The 21,906-nt window shown below is 68.6% G+C and carries 19 protein-coding genes; 18 read left to right on the top strand and 1 reads right to left on the bottom strand.

Annotation, left to right across the window (positions count from 1 at the left end; genetic code table 11):
- Nucleotides 1-224: 224 nt before the first annotated feature.
- From asd to accD, 7 genes are all read left to right on the top strand, one after another.
- The gene (asd, locus tag AC07PF_RS16120; protein ID WP_494604633.1) at nucleotides 225-1,355 is read left to right on the top strand and encodes an aspartate-semialdehyde dehydrogenase; all 1,131 of its coding nucleotides are present in this window, start codon (nucleotides 225-227) and stop codon (nucleotides 1,353-1,355) included.
- 305 nt (nucleotides 1,356-1,660) lie between these two features.
- Nucleotides 1,661-4,264, top strand: coding sequence for a motility hub landmark protein FimV (locus AC07PF_RS16115; RefSeq protein ID WP_494612557.1), 2,604 nt, complete (start codon nucleotides 1,661-1,663; stop codon nucleotides 4,262-4,264).
- 49 nt (nucleotides 4,265-4,313) lie between these two features.
- On the top strand, nucleotides 4,314-5,132 hold the full coding sequence (truA, locus tag AC07PF_RS16110) for a tRNA pseudouridine(38-40) synthase TruA (RefSeq protein WP_007857097.1): 819 nt from the start codon (nucleotides 4,314-4,316) through the stop codon (nucleotides 5,130-5,132).
- On the top strand, nucleotides 5,129-5,890 hold the full coding sequence (locus AC07PF_RS16105; RefSeq protein WP_007857096.1) for a phosphoribosylanthranilate isomerase: 762 nt from the start codon (nucleotides 5,129-5,131) through the stop codon (nucleotides 5,888-5,890). The genes truA and AC07PF_RS16105 overlap by 4 nt, the downstream gene beginning before the upstream one ends.
- The gene (trpB, locus tag AC07PF_RS16100; RefSeq protein WP_007857095.1) at nucleotides 5,868-7,139 is read left to right on the top strand and encodes a tryptophan synthase subunit beta; all 1,272 of its coding nucleotides are present in this window, start codon (nucleotides 5,868-5,870) and stop codon (nucleotides 7,137-7,139) included. Before AC07PF_RS16105 ends, trpB begins: the two co-directional genes overlap by 23 nt.
- On the top strand, nucleotides 7,136-7,945 hold the full coding sequence (gene trpA / locus AC07PF_RS16095; RefSeq protein ID WP_007857094.1) for a tryptophan synthase subunit alpha: 810 nt from the start codon (nucleotides 7,136-7,138) through the stop codon (nucleotides 7,943-7,945). The genes trpB and trpA overlap by 4 nt, the downstream gene beginning before the upstream one ends.
- Before the next feature lie 135 nt (nucleotides 7,946-8,080).
- A complete protein-coding gene (gene accD / locus AC07PF_RS16090; protein ID WP_007857093.1) occupies nucleotides 8,081-8,953 on the top strand; it encodes an acetyl-CoA carboxylase, carboxyltransferase subunit beta in 873 nt (290 codons plus the stop codon).
- A gap of 65 nt (nucleotides 8,954-9,018) precedes the next feature.
- Here accD and AC07PF_RS16085 read toward each other — a convergent pair whose 3' ends face one another.
- Nucleotides 9,019-9,567, bottom strand: coding sequence for a YggT family protein (locus AC07PF_RS16085; RefSeq protein WP_145696876.1), 549 nt, complete (start codon nucleotides 9,565-9,567; stop codon nucleotides 9,019-9,021).
- Between the two features lie 79 nt (nucleotides 9,568-9,646).
- On the opposite strand from AC07PF_RS16085, the gene AC07PF_RS16080 reads away from it, so the two are divergent.
- The 11 genes from AC07PF_RS16080 (at nucleotide 9,647) to lysS (ending at nucleotide 21,900) form a co-directional block, all read left to right on the top strand.
- Nucleotides 9,647-10,282: an LON peptidase substrate-binding domain-containing protein gene (locus AC07PF_RS16080; protein ID WP_007857091.1), complete on the top strand. Its 636-nt coding sequence runs from the start codon at nucleotides 9,647-9,649 to the stop codon at nucleotides 10,280-10,282.
- A 34-nt stretch (nucleotides 10,283-10,316) separates the two neighbouring features.
- Nucleotides 10,317-12,212 carry a polysaccharide biosynthesis protein gene (locus AC07PF_RS16075; protein ID WP_494612556.1) on the top strand — a complete coding sequence of 632 codons (1,896 nt, stop codon included), beginning with the start codon at nucleotides 10,317-10,319 and terminating at the stop codon, nucleotides 12,210-12,212.
- A gap of 194 nt (nucleotides 12,213-12,406) precedes the next feature.
- Nucleotides 12,407-13,639: a lipopolysaccharide biosynthesis protein gene (locus AC07PF_RS16070; protein WP_494612555.1), complete on the top strand. Its 1,233-nt coding sequence runs from the start codon at nucleotides 12,407-12,409 to the stop codon at nucleotides 13,637-13,639.
- Nucleotides 13,623-14,234, top strand: coding sequence for an acyltransferase (locus AC07PF_RS16065; RefSeq protein WP_494612554.1), 612 nt, complete (start codon nucleotides 13,623-13,625; stop codon nucleotides 14,232-14,234). The genes AC07PF_RS16070 and AC07PF_RS16065 overlap by 17 nt, the downstream gene beginning before the upstream one ends.
- Nucleotides 14,227-15,291, top strand: coding sequence for a glycosyltransferase (locus AC07PF_RS16060; protein WP_494612553.1), 1,065 nt, complete (start codon nucleotides 14,227-14,229; stop codon nucleotides 15,289-15,291). The genes AC07PF_RS16065 and AC07PF_RS16060 overlap by 8 nt, the downstream gene beginning before the upstream one ends.
- Complete coding sequence (locus tag AC07PF_RS16055) at nucleotides 15,288-16,319, top strand: glycosyltransferase family 2 protein (protein ID WP_494612552.1); 1,032 nt, start codon at nucleotides 15,288-15,290, stop codon at nucleotides 16,317-16,319. Before AC07PF_RS16060 ends, AC07PF_RS16055 begins: the two co-directional genes overlap by 4 nt.
- On the top strand, nucleotides 16,316-17,020 hold the full coding sequence (locus AC07PF_RS16050; protein ID WP_494612551.1) for a class I SAM-dependent methyltransferase: 705 nt from the start codon (nucleotides 16,316-16,318) through the stop codon (nucleotides 17,018-17,020). The genes AC07PF_RS16055 and AC07PF_RS16050 overlap by 4 nt, the downstream gene beginning before the upstream one ends.
- A 33-nt stretch (nucleotides 17,021-17,053) precedes the next feature.
- Nucleotides 17,054-18,418, top strand: a complete 1,365-nt coding sequence (locus tag AC07PF_RS16045) for a UDP-glucose dehydrogenase family protein (protein ID WP_494612550.1) — start codon at nucleotides 17,054-17,056, stop codon at nucleotides 18,416-18,418.
- Nucleotides 18,405-19,577 (top strand): DegT/DnrJ/EryC1/StrS family aminotransferase, encoded by a 1,173-nt coding sequence (locus AC07PF_RS16040; RefSeq protein WP_494612549.1) that lies wholly within the window; start codon nucleotides 18,405-18,407, stop codon nucleotides 19,575-19,577. The genes AC07PF_RS16045 and AC07PF_RS16040 overlap by 14 nt, the downstream gene beginning before the upstream one ends.
- Nucleotides 19,578-19,579: 2 nt before the next feature.
- Nucleotides 19,580-20,212: a sugar transferase gene (locus AC07PF_RS16035; protein ID WP_494612548.1), complete on the top strand. Its 633-nt coding sequence runs from the start codon at nucleotides 19,580-19,582 to the stop codon at nucleotides 20,210-20,212.
- 143 nt (nucleotides 20,213-20,355) lie between these two features.
- On the top strand, nucleotides 20,356-21,900 hold the full coding sequence (gene lysS / locus AC07PF_RS16030) for a lysine--tRNA ligase (protein ID WP_494612547.1): 1,545 nt from the start codon (nucleotides 20,356-20,358) through the stop codon (nucleotides 21,898-21,900).
- Nucleotides 21,901-21,906 lie beyond the last annotated feature (6 nt).

The raw sequence follows: 21,906 nt of genomic DNA, 5'->3' as shown, positions 1-21,906 counted from the left end.
ATCCCGCATCCGCTACAATATCCGCTTATGTTTGCCGCCCACACGTTCGCCCTGAACATTGCACCCGCCGCCACGGCCGGTGTGGCTGCGCGCGCAACCATCACCAAAACCACGACCATTAAGGGCTGACTCAGCCTGGTTCGTCGTGCGCCCTTCCTGGCCTGACGAGCCAGGCGAGCAGTCCGGTCTGGCACTGTTTGTTAATCTGTAAAAGGGGCGTTGAAATGAGCAAGTTGGTAGGTTTGGTCGGCTGGCGCGGCATGGTCGGCTCGGTGTTGATGGATCGCATGGCCGAAGAGAATGACTTCGACCTGATCGAGCCATTGTTCTTCTCCACCTCGAATGCCGGCGGCAAGGCCCCTGCAGTGGCCAAGAACGAGACCACGCTGCAGGATGCGTTCAACATCGACGCCCTGAAGCGCTGCGAGATCATCATCACCGCCCAGGGCGGTGAGTACACCTCCGAAGTCTTCCCCAAGCTGCGCGCCGCCGGCTGGAACGGCCACTGGATCGACGCAGCCTCCACGCTGCGCATGGAAAAGGATGCCGTCATCATCCTCGACCCCGTGAACCTGCCCGTCATCCAGGATGCGCTGTCCAAGGGCGGCAAGAACTGGGTCGGCGGCAACTGCACCGTGAGCTGCATGCTGATGGGCGTGGGCGCGCTGTACAAGGCCGGCCTCGTCGAGTGGATGAGCACCCAGACCTACCAGGCCGCCAGCGGCGGCGGCGCCCAGCACATGCGCGAACTGCTCACGCAGTACGGCACGCTGAACGCCGAGGTGAAGTCCCTGCTGGACGACCCCAAGAGCGCCATCCTGGAAATCGACCGCAAGGTCATCGCCAAGCAGCGCGCCCTGTCCGGCGCCGAGACGGCCAACTTCGGCGTGCCGCTGGGTGGCTCGCTGATCCCCTGGATCGACAAGGACCTGGGCAACGGCATGTCCAAGGAAGAATGGAAGGGCATGGCCGAGACCAACAAGATCCTGGGCCAGGGCGAGGGCTTCGGTTCCAGCGCCATCCCCGTGGACGGCTTCTGCGTGCGCGTGGGCGCCATGCGCTGCCACAGCCAGGCGCTGACCTTCAAGCTCAAGAAGGACGTGCCCGTGGCTGACCTGGAAGCCATGATCGCCGCCGACAACGAGTGGGTGAAGGTGGTTCCCAACACGCGTGAAGCGACGATCAAGGACCTGACGCCGGTGGCCGTGACCGGCACCATGACCATTCCCGTGGGCCGCGTGCGCAAGCTGGCCATGGGCCCCGAGTACGTGGGCGCCTTCACCATCGGCGACCAGTTGCTGTGGGGCGCAGCCGAGCCGCTGCGCCGCATGCTGCGCATCCTGCTGGCCGCCTAAAATCCCCTTGCCCGGGCTCCAGGAGCCCAGGCCCCCAGCGCGCGCAATGCCTGTTGCGCGCGCTTTTTTGCGCCCTGACCCTTGACACACCCGGTTACGTGACGTTGGCAATTGGCAACATCTGCATGCCCCAAGTTGGGGCATGACCACCGGGGGCAAAGCTTCTGCGCCACCTCAGCTTGTCAGTGCAAAACATTGATGCTATGGTGCTTTTTACATATTTTCACGCGCCGGGGCGGGACCAGACCATGAGAAAAACAGCACCGCTCGACCGAGCCGCACAACCCAATCAGTTGATGGCAAACATGCATCGTTGGAAATTTTCTGTGCTGGCGGCTGCGGCCGTGGCAACTGCCGGGCTCTACGCCACCGATGCGTCCGCGCTCGCGCTGGGCCGTATCACCGTGCAATCCGCCCTGGGCGAACCCCTGCGCGCCGAGATCGATCTGCCGCAGATCACCCCTGCGGAGGCGGAAACCCTGAAGGCCAGCACGGCCACGCCCGAGGTGTTTCGCGCCCAGGGCATGGAGTACTCGCCCACCATGAACAACCTGCAGGTGCAACTGCAACGCCGTGCCGATGGCTCGGCCGTGCTGCGCCTGTCCAGCGACCGCCCGGTGAACGACCCCTTCGTCGACCTGGTGCTCGATGCCTCCTGGGGCTCGGGCCGCCTGGTGCGCAGCTACACGATGCTGTTCGACCCGCCAGCGATGCGCCGTCCGGCGCCAACGGTGACGGCCGCCCCACAGACCACGGCCCCGGCCGCGCGTGCGGACGTCCCGCCCGCCGTGGCCGGTCGCCCGTCGTCCGCGGCATCGGCACCTGCCGCTGCGCCCCGCGCACCCGCAGCCCCCCGCGCCACGCCCGCCGAAGGCGGCGTGACCGTGCAGGCCGGCGACACGGCCAGCCGCATCGCCAATGCCAACCGCCAGGGCGGCGTCTCGCTCGACCAGATGCTGGTGGCCATGCAGCGTGCCAATCCGGACGCATTCATCGGCGGCAACATCAACCGCATCAAGGCCGGCGCGGTGCTGCAGATACCCGACCAGGCCACGGCCCAGGCCACGCCTGCGCCCGAAGCCCGCCAGATCCTGGCCGCGCAAAGCCGTGACTTCGGCGCCTTCCGCCGCAAGCTGGCCGAATCCGCCCCCTCCACCACCGTGGCATCGGCCGAACGCTCGGCCAAGGGCTCGGTGCAGACCCGTGTGGAAGACAGCAAGCCCGCCACCACAGCCCCCGACAAGCTCACGCTGTCCAAGGGTTCGGTCAAGGGCCAGAAGGCCGCCGAAGACCAGTTGGCCAAGGACAAGCAGGCCAGCGACGCATCGGCCCGCATGGCCGAACTGTCCAAGAACATCAGCGATCTGAACAAGCTGGGCGCCGCATCGGCCGCAGCCCCCTCGACGCCAGCCACGCCGGCAGCACCTGCCGCCGCTCCCGCAGCACCTGCGGCCAGCACCCCGGCCCAGGTGGCCGTGCCCGGCGTGCCTGCCACGCCGGCCGCGCCCGAAGCCCCGCCGGCCACGGCAGCCTCGGAACCCACCAGCGGCGCATCGGCCGAGGCCAGCGCTGCCCCCGCATCGGACGCCGCTGCGGCCACGCCGCCCGCCGCCCCGGCTTCCAAGCCCGTCGTGCTGCCACCTCCGACACCGGTGGCAGAGCCCGGTTTCCTCGACGGCCTGCTGGACGACCCGCTGATCCCCCTGGCCGGCGGCGGCCTGCTGGCCCTGCTGCTGGGCTATGGCGCCTACCGCGTGATCCAGCGTCGCCGCAACAATGCGGGCGTGGACAGCTCCTTCCTGGAAAGCCGCATCCAGCCCGATTCGTTCTTCGGCGCCAGTGGCGGCCAGCGCGTGGACACCGCCAACAGCGAGATGACCACCGGCTCGTCCATGGCCTACTCGCCCAGCCAGCTCGATGCCGGCGGTGATGTCGACCCCGTGGCCGAAGCCGACGTGTACCTGGCCTACGGCCGTGACCTGCAGGCCGAGGAGATCCTCAAGGAAGCCGTGCGCCACAACCCGGCCCGCGTGTCCGTGCACGTGAAGCTGGCCGAGATCTATGCCAAGCGCCAGGACCGCAAGGCCCTGGAGTCCGTGGCCGGCGAAGTCTTCAAGCTGACGCAGGGCGAAGGCCCCGACTGGGCGCGCATCGTCGACCTGGGCCGCGGTATCGAACCCGAAAATCCGCTGTACCAGCCGGGCGGCCGCCCAGGCCAGCCCGAGGACGAGAATCCCTCGATTCCCGGCGCGTTCGTGAGCACCTTCTCGGGCGCCCCTGTGGCATCGGCAGCCCTGCCACCCGACCTGGACCTGGACCTCGACCTCGATCTGCCCGACGACGCACTGACCGATGCACCGCCCGCGCCCCCCGGCGGCTTTGCGGCGGCGGCCGCAGCAGCCGGCGCCGCTGTGGCTGCGCCGACACCGCGTGAGCCCCAGCGCATGGAGCCCGTGCTGTCCAACGACGACTTCGACTTGCCCGACCTGACGGCCGATGCCGCCTGGAACGCACCGGCCCCCGCACCGGCAGCCCGTGCGGCCGCACCCAACGACGAGCTGACGATGGCGCCCACCGGCCCCATGCCACTGGCCGACGCCCAGGACTCCAGCCCCATGGATTTCGACCTGGGTGAACTGTCGCTGGACCTGACGGCGCCCTCCAAGCCCATGGCGGCCCCGGCGTCGCGCGAAGCGGAAATCCCCACGGCAGCCGTGCCCATCTCGCCGGAAGACGACGGATCGGCCGCTGCCCAGGACGACCCGCTGGCCACCAAGCTGGCACTGGCCGAAGAGTTCAACGCCATCGGCGACACCGATGGTGCGCGCACGCTGATCGAGGAGGTCGTGGCCGAATCGAGCGGCGCCCTCAGGACCCGCGCCCAGCGCATGCTGGTCGAACTGGGCTGATGCAGCCCACCCCGGGACCTCTGTTTCGCCCCCTCTCCCAGGCCCGCCCATGAGGGTGGCCCTGGGTGTCAGTTACAACGGCCAGCCCTACAGCGGCTGGCAGAGCCAGCTGTCCGGCAACACCATCCAGGACAAGCTGGAAGCGGCCCTGGCGCGCTTTGCCACGCACCGCGTGGGCACGCTGTGCGCCGGCCGCACGGATGCGGGGGTGCACGGCCTGATGCAGGTGGTGCATTTCGACACCCCCTTGAACCGCCCGCCCTCGTCCTGGGTGCGCGGCACCAATACCTTCCTGCCCCCCGACATCGCGGTGCAATGGGCCAGCCATGTGCCCGACGACTTCCACTCGCGCGGCAGCGCGGTGGCGCGCCGCTATGCCTACGTGCTGCTGCAATCGCCTGTTCGCCCGAGCGTGGATGCCGGGCGCGTGGGCTGGGTCTACCACCCGCTGGACCATGCGGCCATGCGCCAGGCGGCCGACCATCTGCTGGGCGAGCACGACTTCACCTCGTTCCGCGCTTCGGCCTGCCAGGCCAAGTCGCCGGTCAAGACGCTGTCGCGCATCGACATCTCGCGCCGCGGGCTGGGCGAACCCCATCCCGAGCTCGGCTGGAGCCCCTGCTACTGGCGTTTCGAGTTCGAGGCGAATGCCTTTTTGCACCACATGATCCGCAACCTCATGGGCTGCCTGGTGGCCATCGGCCGGGGCGACCAGCCACCCGGGTGGATCGAGCAGGTGCTGCAGGCACGCTCGCGCGATGCCGCAGCGCCCACCTTCTCGCCCGACGGGCTGTACTTCCAGGGACCGGTCTACGACGCCGCGTGGGGCCTGCCCCAGCGCACGGCTGCGTATGATTGGCTCCCATGAGCACCTCCTCGCCCTCCCAAGCCGCCCCCCACCCCGCCGCTCGCACCCGCATCAAGATCTGCGGACTGACACGCGAGCAGGACGTGGACGCCGCCGTTGCGGCGGGCGCCGATGCCATCGGCTTCGTGCTGTTCGCCCAGAGTGCGCGCGCCGTCACGGCAACGCGCGCTGCCGAACTGGCACGGCGCCTGCCGCCCTTCGTCACCCCGGTGCTGCTGTTCGTGAACGCCAGCGCAGAGGAGGTGATGGCCGCCACCGCACAGATTGCCGGCGCCACCGTGCAATTCCATGGAGACGAAACGCCTGAGCAATGCCAGACGGCCTCCGGAAACGGTGCGCGGCCTTACCTGCGCGCGGCCCGTATACCCCTGGGCCCGGATGCGGCACAATTCGACCTCGTAAAATACGCACACGATTTTTCAAACGCCCAGGCCATCCTGCTCGACGCCCATGTCGAGGGGTACGGCGGCGGCGGCAAGGCATTCAATTGGTCACTCCTTCCACCAAGCGTCGGCTCTCACCTCGTTTTGTCTGGTGGACTCACGCCTGCAAACGTGACCGATGGCATTTTGCAAGTGCGCCCGCGTTGCACCACGCTGGCGGTTGATGTCAGTTCCGGCGTCGAGGCCCTCGGGCCCGATGGCAAGCCCCTGCGGGGCACCAAGGACGCCGACAAGATCCAACGCTTCGTTGCCGCCGTGCGTGCGGCCGATGCACAACTTGCAAAGAACCCCCATGAATTCCTATCAGCAACCTGATCCTTCAGGCCACTTCGGCTCCTATGGCGGCAGCTTCGTCAGCGAAACGCTGACCCACGCCATCAACGAACTGCGCGAGGCCTATGCGCGCTACCAGCACGACCCCGAGTTCCTCGCCGAATTCGAGTACGAGCTCAAGCACTTCGTGGGCCGGCCCTCGCCCGTCTACCATGCCGCGCGCACCAGCCGCGAACTCGGCGGCGCGCAGATCTACCTCAAGCGCGAGGACCTCAACCACACCGGCGCCCACAAGATCAACAACGTGATCGGCCAGGCCATGCTGGCGCGGCGCATGGGCAAGCCGCGCATCATCGCCGAGACCGGCGCCGGCCAGCACGGCGTGGCCACGGCCACCATATGCGCGCGCTACGGCCTCGAATGCGTGGTCTACATGGGCTCCGAGGACGTCAAGCGCCAGAGCCCCAACGTCTATCGCATGAAGCTGCTGGGTGCCACCGTGGTGCCCGTCGAGTCGGGCAGCAAGACCTTGAAGGACGCGCTCAACGAAGCCATGCGCGACTGGGTGGCCAATGTGGACAACACCTTCTACATCATTGGCACGGTGGCGGGCCCGCACCCCTACCCGATGATGGTGCGCGACTTCCAGAGCGTGATCGGCACCGAATGCGTGGAGCAGATGCCCCCGATGCTGGCCGAGAACAAGGTGCAGGGCCAGCAGCCCGATGCCGTGGTGGCCTGCGTGGGCGGCGGCAGCAATGCCATGGGCATCTTTTACCCCTACATCCCGTTCGAGAAGACGCGCCTGATCGGCGTGGAAGCGGCCGGCGAGGGCCTCGATAGCGGCAAGCACTCGGCGTCGCTGCAGCGCGGCAGCTCGGGCGTGCTGCACGGCAACCGCACCTTCATCCTGCAGGACGCCAACGGCCAGATCACCGAGACGCACAGCATCAGCGCGGGCCTGGACTACCCGGGCGTGGGCCCCGAGCACGCCTGGCTGCAGGAGATCGGCCGTGCCGAATACGTCGGCATCACCGACCAGGAGGCCCTCGCGGCCTTCCACCACCTGTGCCGCGCCGAGGGCATCATCCCGGCGCTCGAATCGAGCCACGCCGTGGCCTATGCCATGAAGCTCGCCAAGACCATGCGCCCGGACCAGTCCATCCTGGTCAATCTGTCGGGCCGCGGCGACAAGGACATCGGCACCGTGGCCGACCTGTCGGGCGAGGATTTCTACGACCGCCCCTCCATGCGCGGACTGACCGTGAAAGGCGCAGAGGCCAAGCCATGAACCGTATCAGCACCACTTTCGACCAATTGAAGGCGCAGGGCCGCAAGGCCCTGGTGCCCTACGTTACCGCCGGTTTCCCGTTCGCCGACATCACCCCCGCCCTCATGCACGGCATGGTGGAGGCGGGTGCCGACGTGATCGAGCTGGGCGTGCCCTTTTCCGACCCCATGGCCGACGGCCCGGTGATCCAGAAGGCGGGCGAAAAGGCCTTGGCCCTGGGTATCGGCATGGCCCAGGTGCTCGACCACGTGCGCGATTTCAGAAAGCGCAACACCACCACCCCGGTGGTGCTCATGGGCTATGCCAACCCCGTGGAGCGCTATGACCAGGTGCACGGCGCGGGCGCCTTCGTGCGCGATGCGGCCGCAGCCGGCGTGGACGGCGTGCTCGTGGTGGACTACCCGCCCGAGGAATGCGAGGCCTTTGCCGCCAGCCTGCGCGCGCACGGCATGGACCTGATCTTCCTTCTGGCCCCCACCAGCACGGACGAGCGCATGGCCCAGGTGGCACGCGTGGCCAGCGGCTATGTGTACTACGTGTCGCTCAAGGGCGTGACCGGATCGGGAGCGCTGGACACGGCTGCCGTGGAGCAGATGCTGCCGCGCATCCGCCAGCATGTGCAGATCCCCGTGGGCGTGGGCTTCGGTATCCGCGACGCCGCCACCGCCCAGGCGATCGGCAAGGTGGCCGACGCCGTGGTGATCGGCACGCGCATCATCCAGCTAATTGAGGACCAGCCGCACGAGAAGGTCGTGGCGATCACCGTGGACTTCCTGCGCGGGATCCGCAAGGCACTCGACGCATAATGTGCCCCTTGGCGCCCACCCACCCGGGGGGCGCCCATTACGGTTTCACACAGGGTTTTGTCCATCGCCTCCTGGCCCCAGGCCCGGAAAACCGGCGAAATGCGCTGAACCCTTGTCATTGACGAGGAAAACACCATGTCCTGGCTCGAAAAACTCCTGCCCGCCAAAATCCAGCAAACCGACCCGACCGAGCGCCGCCAGGTGCCCGAAGGCTTGTGGATCAAGTGCCCGAGCTGCGAAACGGTGCTCTACAAGTCCGACCTGGAGCACAACCAGAACGTCTGCCCGCACTGCAGCCACCACCACCGCATCGGTGCGCGGGCCCGCCTGGACGCCTTCCTGGACCCCGAGGGCCGCTACGAGATCGGCCAGGAAGTGCTGCCCGTGGATGCGCTGAAGTTCAAGGACAGCCGCAAGTACCCCGAACGCCTCAAGGAAGCGCTGGAGAACACCGGTGAGACCGATGCCCTCATCGTCATGGGCGGTGCGGTCAAGAGCATCAACGTGGTGGTGGCCTGCTTCGAATTCGACTTCATGGGCGGCTCCATGGGCTCCGTGGTCGGCGAGCGCTTCGTGCGCGGCGTGGAAACTGCGATCGAGCAGAAGGTGCCGTTCATCTGCTTTACCGCCACCGGCGGCGCGCGCATGCAGGAAGGCCTGCTGTCGCTGATGCAGATGGCCAAGACCAATGCCGCGCTGACCCGCCTGGCCAAGAAGGGCCTGCCCTATATCAGCGTGCTGACCGACCCGACCATGGGCGGTGTGAGCGCCGGCTTCGCTTTCGTGGGCGACATCGTGATCGCCGAGCCCAAGGCACTGATCGGCTTTGCCGGCCCGCGCGTGATCGAATCCACGGTGCGCGTGACCCTGCCCGAGGGCTTCCAGCGCGCCGAATTCCTGCAGACCAAGGGTGCCGTGGACTTCATCTGCGATCGCCGCGAACTGCGCAACACCGTGGCCAGCAGCCTGGCCATGCTGCAGCGCCTGCCAGCCGACGCCGTGCTCTGAACGAACGCTGGCCCATCAAAAAAGCGCCTGTCTCCGACAGGCGCTTTTGCTTGGGGCCCGGGGCTTCAGCGCATGACACCGGCTTGCAGGTGGCCCAAGACGATCATCAGCACCTGCAGCAGCACCAGCACCACCAGGGGGGACAGATCCACCCCGCCCAGCAAGGGGATCACCTTCTGGAACGGCCGCAACACGGGCGCGCACAGGCGCCACACCACATCGGACAGCGGGGAGCGGGCAGCGATCCAGGACATCACGGCATGCACGATGAGCAGGCCCATGAGCCCCGACACGGCGACCTTGGCCAGGCCGAACAGCACCAGCCAGGGCAACCAGGCCCAGGCGGCAGTCTGGCCGATGAGCACCAGCAGCAGCACGTACTGCAGCACCTGGAACAGGATCGCCGCCACCAGGCTGGAGAGGTCCCACCTGCCCACGGGCGGGATCAGCTTGCGCAAGGGCAGGATGACCCAGTCGGTGAGCGCAAAGACCAGCCCGCCGATGGGGTTGCCGAACGGCACGCGCTGCCACTGCATGTACAGGCGCAGCAGACAGGCGCCCGTGAGCAGGCCACCGACGACATCAAGCAGGAACGAAGCGATCTGGAAGAACATGGGGGAGGGGCAAAAAGGAAAGCGGGCGGTGCGAAAGCAGCCCGCGCCATGGGATGATAGCGGGCGAAGAACTTGCTTTATGACACAACCCCTTTCCCTGTCATCCCTGCCCCTTTTTCCCCTGGGCTCCGTGCTCTTTCCCGAGGGGCTGCTGGCGCTGCGCGTGTTCGAGGTACGTTACCTGGACATGGTGCGCAAATGCCACCAGATGGGTGCCCCCTTCGGCGTGGTGTCGCTCACGCAGGGCCATGAGGTGCGCCAGGCGGGCGCGCCCGAGGAGCAGTTCAGCGAAATCGGCACCCTTGCCGTCATCGAGCAGCTGGAGACGCCGCAGGCCGGGCTCATCACCCTGCAGTGCCGCGGCAGCCAGCGTTTTCGCATCGTGCAACGCAGCCACCTGGTCCACGGGCTGTGGATCGCCGATGTGACGCACCTCGACCCCGATCTGGCCGTGCCCGTGCCCGATGACCTGCGCAAGGCGTCGCAGGCCCTGGCGCAGGTGCTCAACACCCTGCAGCAGCGCGATCCGGACAGCCCCGCGGCCCTGGTGCCCACCGCTGCCCAGCTCGACGACTGCGGCTGGGTGGCCAACCGCTGGTGCGAGTTGCTGCCCGTGCCGCTGGAGCTCAAGCAGCGGCTGATGGAGCTCGACAACCCCCTCGTGCGGCTGGAACTCGTGGGCGACGTGCTGGAGCGCACGGGCATCGCGCAATGACGACCCGCAGGGCTAGCAGCCAGGCGGCAGGCACGTGCTGAGCAATGTTCTGGAGTGGCCCCGCCCGGTCAAGCGGCTGGTGGTGGTGGCGCTGGACATCGGCATGGGCCTGTTCGCCATGTGGCTGGCCTTCACGCTGCGCCTCGATACCCTGCACTGGCCCAACGAGGGCATGCAGTGGCTGGCCTATGTGCTGGCGCCTGCGCTGGCCTTTCCCATCTTCGTGAACCTGGGACTGTACCGGGCCATCTTCCGCTACACCGGCATCGCGGCGCTCATCACCACGGGCAAGGCCGTGGCCATCTACGGTGCGCTGCTGTTCGCCATTTTGCTGGTCGGGCAGTGGACCGGCATTCCGCGCAGCGTGGGCATCCTGCAGCCGGTGATCTTTCTGCTGCTGGTGGGCGCCAGCCGTTCGCTGGGCTGGCTGTGGCTGGCCGGGCAGAACACCCGGGCCCCGCACCGCCTGCTGATCTATGGGGCCGGCTCGGCCGGCGCCCAGACGGCCGCCGGCCTGGTGAGCGCGCGCAATTACGTGCTCGAGGCCTTTGCCGACGACGACCACGCCAAGGTGGGCCGCAGCATCAATGGCGTGCGCGTGTATGCACCCATCGCCCTGGCCGAGGTGGTCAAGCGCTTTGGCATCACCGATGTGCTGCTGGCGCTGCCCAGCGTGCCACGCCAGCGCCGCCACCAGATCATCGAGAACCTGCGCGAGCTGCCCGTGCGCATACGCACCATCCCGGGCCTCACGGACCTGGCCAGCGGGCGCGTGACGGTGACCGACTTCCAGGACCTGGAGCTCGAGGACCTGCTGGGCCGCGACCCGGTGGCCCCCGACCCCGCACTGCTGGGCCGCCATATCCGTGGCCAGGTGGTGATGGTCACGGGCGCGGGCGGCAGCATCGGCAGCGAGCTGTGCCGCCAGATCGCGCGCCAGGGCGCGGCACGCCTGCTGTTGCTGGACCACAGCGAGTTCGCGCTCTACAGCATCCACCAGGAACTGCAGTCCATCGTGCAGCAGGAAGCCATGGCCTGCGAGCTGGTGCCGCTGCTGGCCAGCGTGAGCCACGCGCAGCACATGCTCGACCTGTGCCAGGCGCACCGCCCGCGCACCATTTACCATGCCGCCGCCTACAAGCATGTGCCCATGGTGGAAGCCAACGCGGGCGAAGGCATCCGCAACAATGTCTTCGGCACACTGCACATGGTGCGTGCGGCCATGGCCAGCGGGGTGGAAAATTTCGTGCTGGTCTCCACCGACAAGGCCGTTCGCCCCACCAATGTGATGGGGGCCAGCAAGCGCGTGGCCGAGCTGGTGCTGCAAGCGGTGGCGTCCTGCACCGGCAACCAGCCCCCGACCGAGGGCGGTGCTGCGCGCCGCCATTTCTCCATGGTGCGCTTTGGCAACGTGCTGGGTTCCAGTGGCAGCGTGATCCCGCTGTTCCGCAGCCAGATCGCCGCGGGCGGCCCGGTCACGGTGACGCACCCGGACGTGACCCGCTATTTCATGACCATCCCTGAAGCCGCGCAGCTGGTGCTGCAGGCCGGTGCCATGGCCCAGGGCGGCGAGGTCTTCGTGCTCGACATGGGCGAGCCCATCCGCATCCTGGACCTGGCGCAGCGCATGGTTGCGCTGTCGGGCCTGAGCGTGCGCGCCCCGGAGCACCCCGAGGGCGACATCGAGATCGTCTTCACCGGCCTGCGCCCCGGGGAAAAGCTCTACGAGGAACTGCTGATCGGCGATGGCGCACAGCCCACGCCGCACCCGCGCATTCTGCGTGCGCACGAGGAACACCTCGCCTGGGACGCATTGCAGGGCCGCCTGCAGGCCCTGGAGGAAGCCATCCACCAGGGCGATGGCGCGACCATGATGGCCCTGCTGCACGAACTGGTGCCAGGCTTCCACCAGGAGCCGCTACAGGCCTGACATGAAGCCCCCCCTGAGTCGCTTCACGCCTTCCCCCTCTCTCAGTTTGCTTCGCAATCTGGGAGGGGGACGCCCCCGGTGCAAGCGCTGGACACGCCGCCCTTGCGGCGGGGCAGCCCTTGCACGGGGGCACTGGCCTTGTGCGTGCCGGTTTCGGGGGCTGCAGGTGGCGCGCAGCGCCATGGATCACTGAAGTGAGCTCCACCCTGTTGCGTGCCACGGCGACCTTGCTGACCGGCAGTGTGGTGGCCCATGCGCTGCCGCTGCTGCTGGGGCCTGCCCTCACGCGCCTGTACACCCCCGCCGAATTCGGCCAGTTCGCGTTGCTGTGGGCCCTGGCGACCAATGTGGCGGTGGTCGGCTGCGCGCGCTACGAGTTCGCGCTGCCGCTGGAAAAGACCGAACCGGGTGCGGCCGAGCTGATGGCGCTGTGCGCGCGCCTGCTGCTGCTGGCCACGACCGGCACGCTGGTGGCCGGCGGGGTCATCGCCGTGCTGCAGGGCAAGCCGCTGGCCTGGGCCCTGCCCCTGGCCGTGCTGTCCATCGCGGCCACGCAGTGGCTCACGCTGTGGGCCACGCGCTCGCAGCGCTTTGGCCTGCTGTCCGTCGCGCGCCTGGTGCAGCATGGCGGCGGCGCCCTGCTGCAGCTGGCACTGGGCCTGCTCAAGGTGGGCACGGCAGGTCTGCTGGCCGGTGCCGTGGCCGCAGGGCTGGTGGCTGCAGCCGCACTGGCCAGGCCGGCTCCTGCCGGGGGCTGGGCGGTGCTGTGGAGCACCCCCTGGGCATCGCTGCGCGCCATGGCGGCGCGCCACCGCGACTTTCCGCTGCTCAACACGCCGCATGCCTTCATGGGTGCGCTGCAGGACACGCTGACACTGATCGCCGTGGCGGCCTGGGCGGGTGGTGCGGCAGCGGGCCTGTGGGCGCTGTCGCTGCGCTACCTCAAGGCACCGGCCACCTTGCTCGGCGGCGCGCTCTCGCAGGCGCTGTACCCCCAATTGCTGCAGGCCCGCACGGCGGGCGAGGCCCGTGCCCTGGTGCGCAAGAGCATGCTGGCGCTGGCCACCATCGCCCTGCCGATGGCAGCCGTGCTGATGCTCTGGGGACCCTGGCTGTTCACCACCGCGTTCGGTGCGCAGTGGAGCGAGGCGGGCCCGCTGGTGCGCGCGATCGCGCCCTACATCGCCCTGCACTTCATCGCCTCGCCGCTGTCGGTGACCACACTGGCCTGGCGCGCGCAGGCCTGGGCGCTGCGCCTGGCACTGGTGGGACAATTGGCCTTCTTTGCCGGGCTGCTGGCCGGCCTGGCCCTGGGCGGCCTGGAAGGTGCGGCCTGGGGCCTGTCGGCCTCCATGCTGCCCTACTTCGCCTACTACTTCCTCACCCTTGCCCACTGGAAAAACATCCCCGATGAAAGCCTGGCTTAACCGCGCACGGCGCCGGATCTGGCAGGCGCTGATGTACCGCATGGTGTTCGGCGAGCGCACGCCGGGCGGCGTGCTGCTGGCGCACACGCGCATCGCGCCCAGCACCTGCATCGAGGGGGAGCCGGGCCTCACGCTCGCGGACCACGTGTTCATCGGCCAGTTCAATTTTCTCGACGCCACCGCGGGTCTCACGATCGACGAGGGAGTGCAGATCACCAATTTCGTGAGCATCGTCACCCACAGCTCGCACCGTTCCATCCGGCTGCTCGGGCGCGGCTACGCAACCCATGCGGGTGGTGAAGTGCCCGGCTACGTGAAGGGGGCCGTGCACATCGGCGCCTATGCCTTCGTCGGGCCGCACAGCCTGGTCGAGGCCGGCACGCGCATCGGCCGCGGGGCGCTGATCTGCGCCTACTCGCAGGTGCGCGGCGAAGTACCGGCATTTGCCGTGATGGCCGGCGCGCCGGCACGCCAGGTGGGCGACGTGCGCACGGCCGATGCGGCCCTGCTGGCGCAGTACCCCGAATGGGCACAGCATTACCAGGCCTGGGCGGGAGAACTGCCCACCGCCGGGCCGGAGCAACCCCATGGCTGAGGCACAGAAGCACCTGTGCCTGCTGGGCGATGCCAACAGCCCGCACATCCGGCGCTGGGCGGCGGAGATGCGCGCGCGCGGCTACCGGGTATCACTGGTCACGGCCCGCCCGGAGCCTATCGAGGGGGTGGAGCAGAAGGTGCTGGCGCCCGTGCGCCGCTCAACCGACTGGCTGCTGCGCGTGGGGCAGGCACGCCGCTACGTGCAGGCGCTGGCGCCCGACATCGTGCACGCGCACTACATCACCTCCTACGGCTACCTGGCGGCCCGCTGTGGCCGCCACCCGCTGGTGATGACGGCCTGGGGCAGCGACCTGCTGGTGACGCCGCACAAGAGCGCGCTGATGCGCTGGCTCACGGGCTGGAGCCTGCGCCGGGCCGACCTGATCACCGGTGACTCGCAGAGCCTGATCGACGCGGCCCAGGCCTACGGCCTGGCCTGCCCTGTGCAGGAGATCCACTGGGGCGTGGACCTTGCGCGCTTTGCGCCGGTGCCCTGGGCCGGCAAGACCGGGCTGCAGCTCGTGAGCCTGCGCTCCTGGGAACCCAACTACAACATCGACACCATCGTCGAGGCGGTGGCCGCCCTGGTGGCGCGCCATCCCGAAGCAGGGGTGCAACTGCACCTGCTGGGCGGCGGATCGATGGAAGCCGCGCTGCGCGCGCTGGTGAGCGCCAGGGGGCTGGAGCAGCAGGTGGTCTTTCACGGCCGGCTGGACGATGCGGGCATGGCGCGGGTGCTGGCGCAGTGCAAGATCTCCGTCTCGGTGCCCACGAGCGACGCGACCTCGGTCTCGGTGCTCGAAAGCATGGCCTGCGGCCTGGCCGTGGTGGCCAGCGACCTGGACGCCAACCGTGCCTGGCTCGATGCCAGCGTGCTGGTGCCACCGCGCGATGCGGCCGCCCTGGCCCGCTGCCTGGAGGCGCTGGTTGCCGACGATGGAGGGGCGCAGCGCCACGGCCAGGAGAACACGCAGCGCATTGCGCGCGACGGCGACCGTGCCGTACAGATGGATACGATGGACCGACTTTACCGAGAACGGATGGGCACGCCATGAGCCGGCCCCAGGACACCCCGGCATGGGTCAGCGTGATCGCGCCCTGCTGCAACGAGGCGGCCCACATCGCGGCCTTCTGCGACAGCGCGCTGGCACAGGTGCTGCCGCCCAGCTGGCAGATGGAAGTGCTGGTGGCCGATGGCTGCAGCGACGACGGCACGCGCGAGTTGCTGGTTGCGCGCAGCGCGCAGGATGACAGGCTGCAGTGGGTGGACAACCCCGGGCGCATCGTCTCCACCGGGCTCAACGCCTGCATTGCACGCGCACGGGGCGAAGTCATCGTGCGGCTGGACATCCACACCCGCTTCGCACCCGACTATGTGGCGCGCTGCATCGAGACCTTGCAACGCACCGGCGCCGACAACGTGGGCGGCCCCTGGGTGGCCGAAGGCACGGGGCCCATGGGCCAAGCCGTGGCCGCCGCCTTCCAGTGCCGCTGGGTGGTGGGTGGCGCGCGCTCGCGCGACACCGGGTTCGACGGCGAGGTGGACACGGTCTACCTGGGCTGCTGGCCGCGCGCCGTGTTCGAGCGCATCGGCGGCTTCGACGAGGCCCTGGTGCGCAACCAGGACGACGAGCACAACCTGCGCCTGCGCCTGGCGGGCGGGCGCATCTGGCAGAGCCCGCTGATCCATTCGCTCTACCACCCGCGCAACTCGCTGCGCCATTTGTTCGCGCAGCAGCGGCAGTATGGCTACTGGCGCCCTTTCGTGGTGCGCAAGCACGGACAGGCCGGTTCGGTGCGGCAGCTGGTACCCGCCGCCTTCGTGGCCGCGCTCGGCCTGTTCGCGCTGTGCCTGCCCTGGACCGCGCTGCCGCTGGCCGCATTGGTGGCGCTGTATGCAGCCTACGTGGGCCTGGCCTCGGTGTCGGCTGCGCGCAGTGCAGGCCGCTGGCAATTGCTGGCGCGGCTGCCGGTGGTGATCGCCGCATACCATGTGGCCTATGGCCTGGGCACCTGGCGCGGCCTGTGGGACGTGCTGCGCGCGCGCGCGCCCTCGGCCCAATTTGCCCGGATCACGCGATGAGCAACCCCGGCGAACCCCAGGCCGTGCAGGCGCGCTATGCGCGCCGCGATGCCGCACAGGATGCCCTGCGCTACCAGCTGATGGCCAGCGCCTCGGCCCTGCAGGCGCAGCAGGAGCGCCTGCGCGCCCTGGTACGGCTGTGGAACGCCCATGGCTGGACCAGCCTCTCGGACCTGGCCATCACCGAGGTCGGCTGCGGCGCGGGCGGCAACCTGCAGGACCTGCTGCGCCTGGGTGCCAGCCCGGCACGCCTGCAGGGGCTGGAGCTGATCACCGAGCGTGCCGCGCAGGCGCGCGCCGCGCTGCCGGGTGCCGTGCGCATCACCGAGGGCGATGCCACGCTGGCCCCCGTGGCCGAGGACAGCCAGCATGCCGTGCTGGCCTTCACCCTGTTCAGCTCGCTGCTGGACCCGGCCTTCCGCAAGCACATGGCAGAGACCCTGTGGCGCTGGGCGGCTCCGGGCGGCGGCGTACTGGTCTATGACTTCATCGTGGACAATCCCCGCAATCCCGACGTGCGCGGCGTGCCCCTGACCGAACTGCGCCGCCTGTTTCCCCACGCGCAGGCGGTGCAGTCGCGGCGGACCACGCTGGCCCCGCCCATTGCGCGCCGGCTGCCTGCGGCCTGCCTCGCGCCGGCATCCGTACTGCTGTACCCGCTGCGCACCCACCGGTTGACCTGGCTGGCCAAGCCGGCCTGACCCTCTGCTTCGCACCGCACTGAATCACGCTCCATGAAAATCACCGTCATCGGCACCGGCTATGTGGGCCTTGTCACCGGGGCCTGTCTCTCGGAGATGGGCAACCACGTGGTGTGCCTGGACCTCGATGCGCGCCGGATCGCCGCGCTGAACCAGGGCCAGTTGCCCATCCACGAGCCCGGCCTGCTCGACGTGGTGCTGCGCAACGCGCGCAGCGGCCGCCTGGAGTTCACGACCGACATCGACCGTGCCGTGGCACACGGCATGCTGCAGTTCATCGCCGTGGGTACGCCCCCGAGCGAGGACGGCTCGGCCGACCTGCAGCATGTGCTGGCAGCGGCGCGCTCGATCGCCGAGCGCATGGCGGGCTACAAGCTCATCGTCAACAAGAGCACGGTGCCCGTGGGCACGGCCGACCGGGTGCGCGACGCGGTGGCCGGCGTGCTGGCAGGCCGCGGCCTGCCGGCCGACTTTGCGGTGGTGTCCAACCCCGAATTCCTCAAGGAAGGCAGCGCGGTACAGGACTTCATGCGGCCCGACCGCGTGATCGTGGGCAGCGCGGACGAACGCGCCACCGAGCTCATGCGCGCCGTGTACGCGCCCTTCATGCGCAACCGCGACCGCCTGGTGGTGATGGACGTGCGCAGCGCCGAATTCACCAAGTACGCGGCCAATGCCATGCTGGCCACGCGCATCAGCTTCATGAACGAGCTGGCGCTGCTGGCCGAGAAGCTTGGGGCCGACATCGAGAACGTGCGCACCGGCATCGGCATGGACCCACGCATCGGCACGCATTTCCTCTACGCAGGCACGGGCTATGGCGGGTCGTGCTTTCCCAAGGATGTGCGCGCGCTCATCCGGACTGCGCAGGACGCGGGGCAGGAGTTCCACATCCTGCCTGCAGTGCGGGCCGTGAACGAGCGCCAGAAACAGGTGCTCACGGACAAGATCACCGCGCGCTTCGGCCCCGACCTAGCGGGGCGGCGCTTTGCGCTGTGGGGCCTGGCCTTCAAGCCCGGTACCGACGACATGCGCGAGGCCCCGAGCCTGGCCATCATCGAGCGCCTTCTGGCCCTGGGCGCCGAGGTCGTTGCCTACGACCCCCAGGCCATGGACCAGGCGCGCCAGGCCCTGGGCGAACGCCCCGGCCTTTCTTTCGCGCAGCTCGCCGATGCGGCTTTGCAGGGCGCGGACGCGCTCGTCATCGCCACCGAGTGGAAGGAGTTCCGCAGCCCGGACTTCGCCCACCTGGCCGCCACGCTGCGCGAACGCGTGGTGTTCGATGGCCGCAACCTTTTCGAGCCCGCCGAGCTGCATGCCGCGGGGCTGGAATACCACGCCATCGGCCGTGGCACTGTCCCCGCCAAACCTTTGCCATCCAACCATGCCGAACGCTGACACTGCCGCCCTGCCCTTCCTCCCTTTCGCCCGCCCCGACATCGGCGATGCCGAGGTGAATGCGGTTGCCGAGGCCATGCGCTCGGGCTGGGTCACCACCGGGCCGCAGACCAGGACCTTCGAGCAGGCCTTCACCGACTACCTCGGCGGCGGCGTGGATAGCCTGGCCGTGAACTCGGCCACGGCCGGCCTGCACCTGGCCCTGGAAGCCCTGGGCATCGGCCCGGGCGACGAGGTGATCGCGCCCACGCTGACCTTCACGGCCACGACCGAGGTGGTGCGCTACCTCGGTGCCGACCCGGTGCTGGTGGATGTGGACCCGGTGACGCTGAACATGGACCCGGCCCGGGTGCGCGCCGCCATCACGCCGCGCACCAAGGCCGTCATGCCGGTGCACTACGGTGGCCTGGCCTGCGACATGGATGCCATCCTGGCGATTGCGAAGGAACACGGCCTCAAGGTGGTGGAAGACGCGGCACATGCCCTGCCCACGACCTGGAAGGGCACGCTGGTGGGGCAACTGGCCTCGGATGTCACGGTGTTCAGCTTCTACGCCAACAAGACCATCACCACCGGCGAAGGCGGCATGGCAGTGACGCGCGACCCGGACCTGGCCAGGCGCATGCGCGTGATGCGCCTGCACGGCATGAACCGCGATGCCTTCGACCGTTTCACCTCCAAGACACCCGCCTGGTACTACGAGGTGGTGGCACCGGGCTTCAAGTACAACATGACCGACGTGGCCGCGGCCATGGGGGTGCAGCAACTGGCGCGCCTGCCGGCCTTCGTGGAGCGGCGCCAATACCTGGCACAGCGCTACCACGCCGGCCTGAAAAACCTGCCCCTGGAGTTGCCGGCACAAGCCCCTGCGGGCGACGTGCATGCCTGGCACCTGTACGTGATCCGCCTGACACAAGGCGCACGCCTGTCGCGCGATGCACTGGTGCAGGGTTTGTCGGACCTCGGTATCGGCACCAGCGTGCACTATGTGCCGCTGCACCGCCACCCCTACTGGCGCGACCGCTATGCGCTCACGCCTGCGATGTTCCCGCAGGCCGACGCGGCCTACCAGGCCATGGTGAGCATTCCCTTGTTCACCGCGATGGGCGATGCCGACCAGGACCGTGTGATAGCGGCCCTGCAGACCCTGCTGGGGTGAGGATGCTCAAGCGCCTGCTGGACATCGGGGTTGCGGGCAGTGCCCTGCTGGCGCTTGGCCCGGTGCTGCTGGCCATCGCGCTCTGGGTGCGTTGTGATTCGGCCGGTGGTGCGCTGTTCCGCCAGGAGCGGGTGGGCCGGCATGGGCGCCATTTCACCATCTACAAGTTCCGCACCATGCGCACCGGTGCCGATCGAACCGGCCCGGCGATCACCATTGGCGAGGATGCGCGCATCACGCGCGCGGGCCACTGGCTGCGCCACAGCAAGCTCGACGAACTGCCCCAGCTGCTCAACGTGCTCAAGGGCGACATGAGCCTGGTGGGCCCCCGGCCCGAGGTGCCGCACTACGTGGCGATGTACCCGGCCGAGATCAGCGCCATCGTGCTCAGCGTGCGCCCGGGCATCACCGACCTGGCCTCCATCGCCTTTCGCAACGAGAGTGCGCTGCTGGCGCAGAGCGCCGACCCCGAGCGCACCTATGTGGAAGACATCCTGCCCGTGAAGCTGGACTACGCCGCGCGCTATGCGCAAAACCCCAGCCTGTGGCAGGACCTGGTGATCCTCGTGCGCACGGCGGATGCCGTGCTGCGGCCTGCCCGCGCCGAGGGCGGCGGCCCCGGCCAGCCGCACTGACCGGCGGAAAACCGCGGCCGCAGGGGCAAAAAACCGTGCCGGGCACGCCAAGCCGATAAAATGGCAGGTTCGCCGCCGTGGACTGTGGTCCCGGCAGCCTTCCTACAACGACGCGCCACGCGCGCACCGCATTGACCGCACCTATGTCTGAACAGAACACCCCCCCAGTGCCCCCGGACGACAACAAGCTCATGGCCGAACGCCGTGAGAAACTCCGCGCCCTGCGCGAAGTGCAGGCCCAGGGCGGTGGCGTGGCCTTTCCCAACAACTTCAAGCCGGCCAACAAGGCGGCCGAGCTGCACGCCACCTATGGCCCGCTGGATGCCGAGGCCCTGGAGGCCAACCCGGCCACGGTGAGCGTGGCCGGGCGCATGATGCTCAAGCGCGTGATGGGCAAGGCCAGCTTCGCCACGGTGCAGGACGGCTCGCTGGGCGACACCGGCGGCCAGATCCAGCTGTACGTGACCCGCGATGCGCTGGGTGAGGAAGCCTATGCGGCCTTCAAGCACTGGGACCTGGGCGACATCGTGGGCGCCGAGGGCACCACGTTCAAGACCAAGACCGGCGAGCTGTCGATCAAGGTCACGCGCCTGCGCCTCCTGACCAAGAGCCTGCGCCCGCTGCCCGACAAGTTCCACGGCATGGCCGACCAGGAGCAGAAGTACCGCCAGCGCTATGTGGACCTGATCACCGACGAACAGGCGCGCAAGCGCTTCATCGCGCGCAGCAAGGCCGTGAGCGGCCTGCGCGAGTTCATGGTGGAACACGGCTTTCTCGAAGTCGAGACGCCCATGCTGCACCCGATCCCGGGCGGCGCCAATGCCAAGCCTTTCGTGACGCACCACAACGCGCTCGAGCAGGAGATGTACCTGCGCATCGCGCCCGAGTTGTACCTCAAGCGCCTGATCGTGGGCGGTTTCGAGCGCGTGTTCGAGATCAACCGCAGCTACCGCAACGAAGGCATCTCGGTGCGCCACAACCCCGAGTTCACCATGATGGAGTTCTACGCGGCGTACTGGAACTACCTGGACCTGATGGACTTCACCGAGACGCTGATCCGCGAGGTGGCGCTCAAGGCCACGGGCTCGCTGCAACTGACCTACCAGGGCCGCGCGGTGAACCTGTCGCAGCCGTTTGCGCGCCTGACGATCCGCGAAGCCATCTTCCAGTACACCGAGGCCGGTGCCCACGTGGACGATGCCGCCTGGCTGACCAGCGCCCTGAAGAAGCTGGGCCTGAATGAAGAAAAGAACAAGCTGTCCACGCGTTCGCTGGCCAGCCTGCAGGTGCTGTACTTCGAGGAGACGGTGGAGGACAAGCTGTGGCTGCCCACCTTCATCATGGAACACCCGACGGAGATCTCGCCGCTGGCGCGTGCCAATGACACCCGCCCCGAGGTGACCGAGCGCTTCGAGCTGTACATCACCGGGCGCGAGTTCGGCAACGGCTTCAGCGAGCTCAACGATGCCGAGGACCAGGCCGCGCGCTTTCACGCCCAGGTGGCCGCCAAGGACAGTGGCGACGACGAGGCCATGTTCTACGACCACGACTTCGTGCGCGCGCTGGAATACGGCATGCCTCCCACGGGCGGCTGCGGCATTGGCATCGACCGCCTGATGATGCTATTGACGGATAGCCCCAGCATCCGCGACGTGATACTGTTCCCGGCACTGCGACGGGAATCCTGAGCAGCT

This window comes from Acidovorax sp. GW821-FHT10A04, assembly GCF_059415825.1.
The sequence above is the reverse complement of the archived record's forward strand: the minus strand, read 5'-3'. Positions and strand labels throughout refer to the sequence as shown.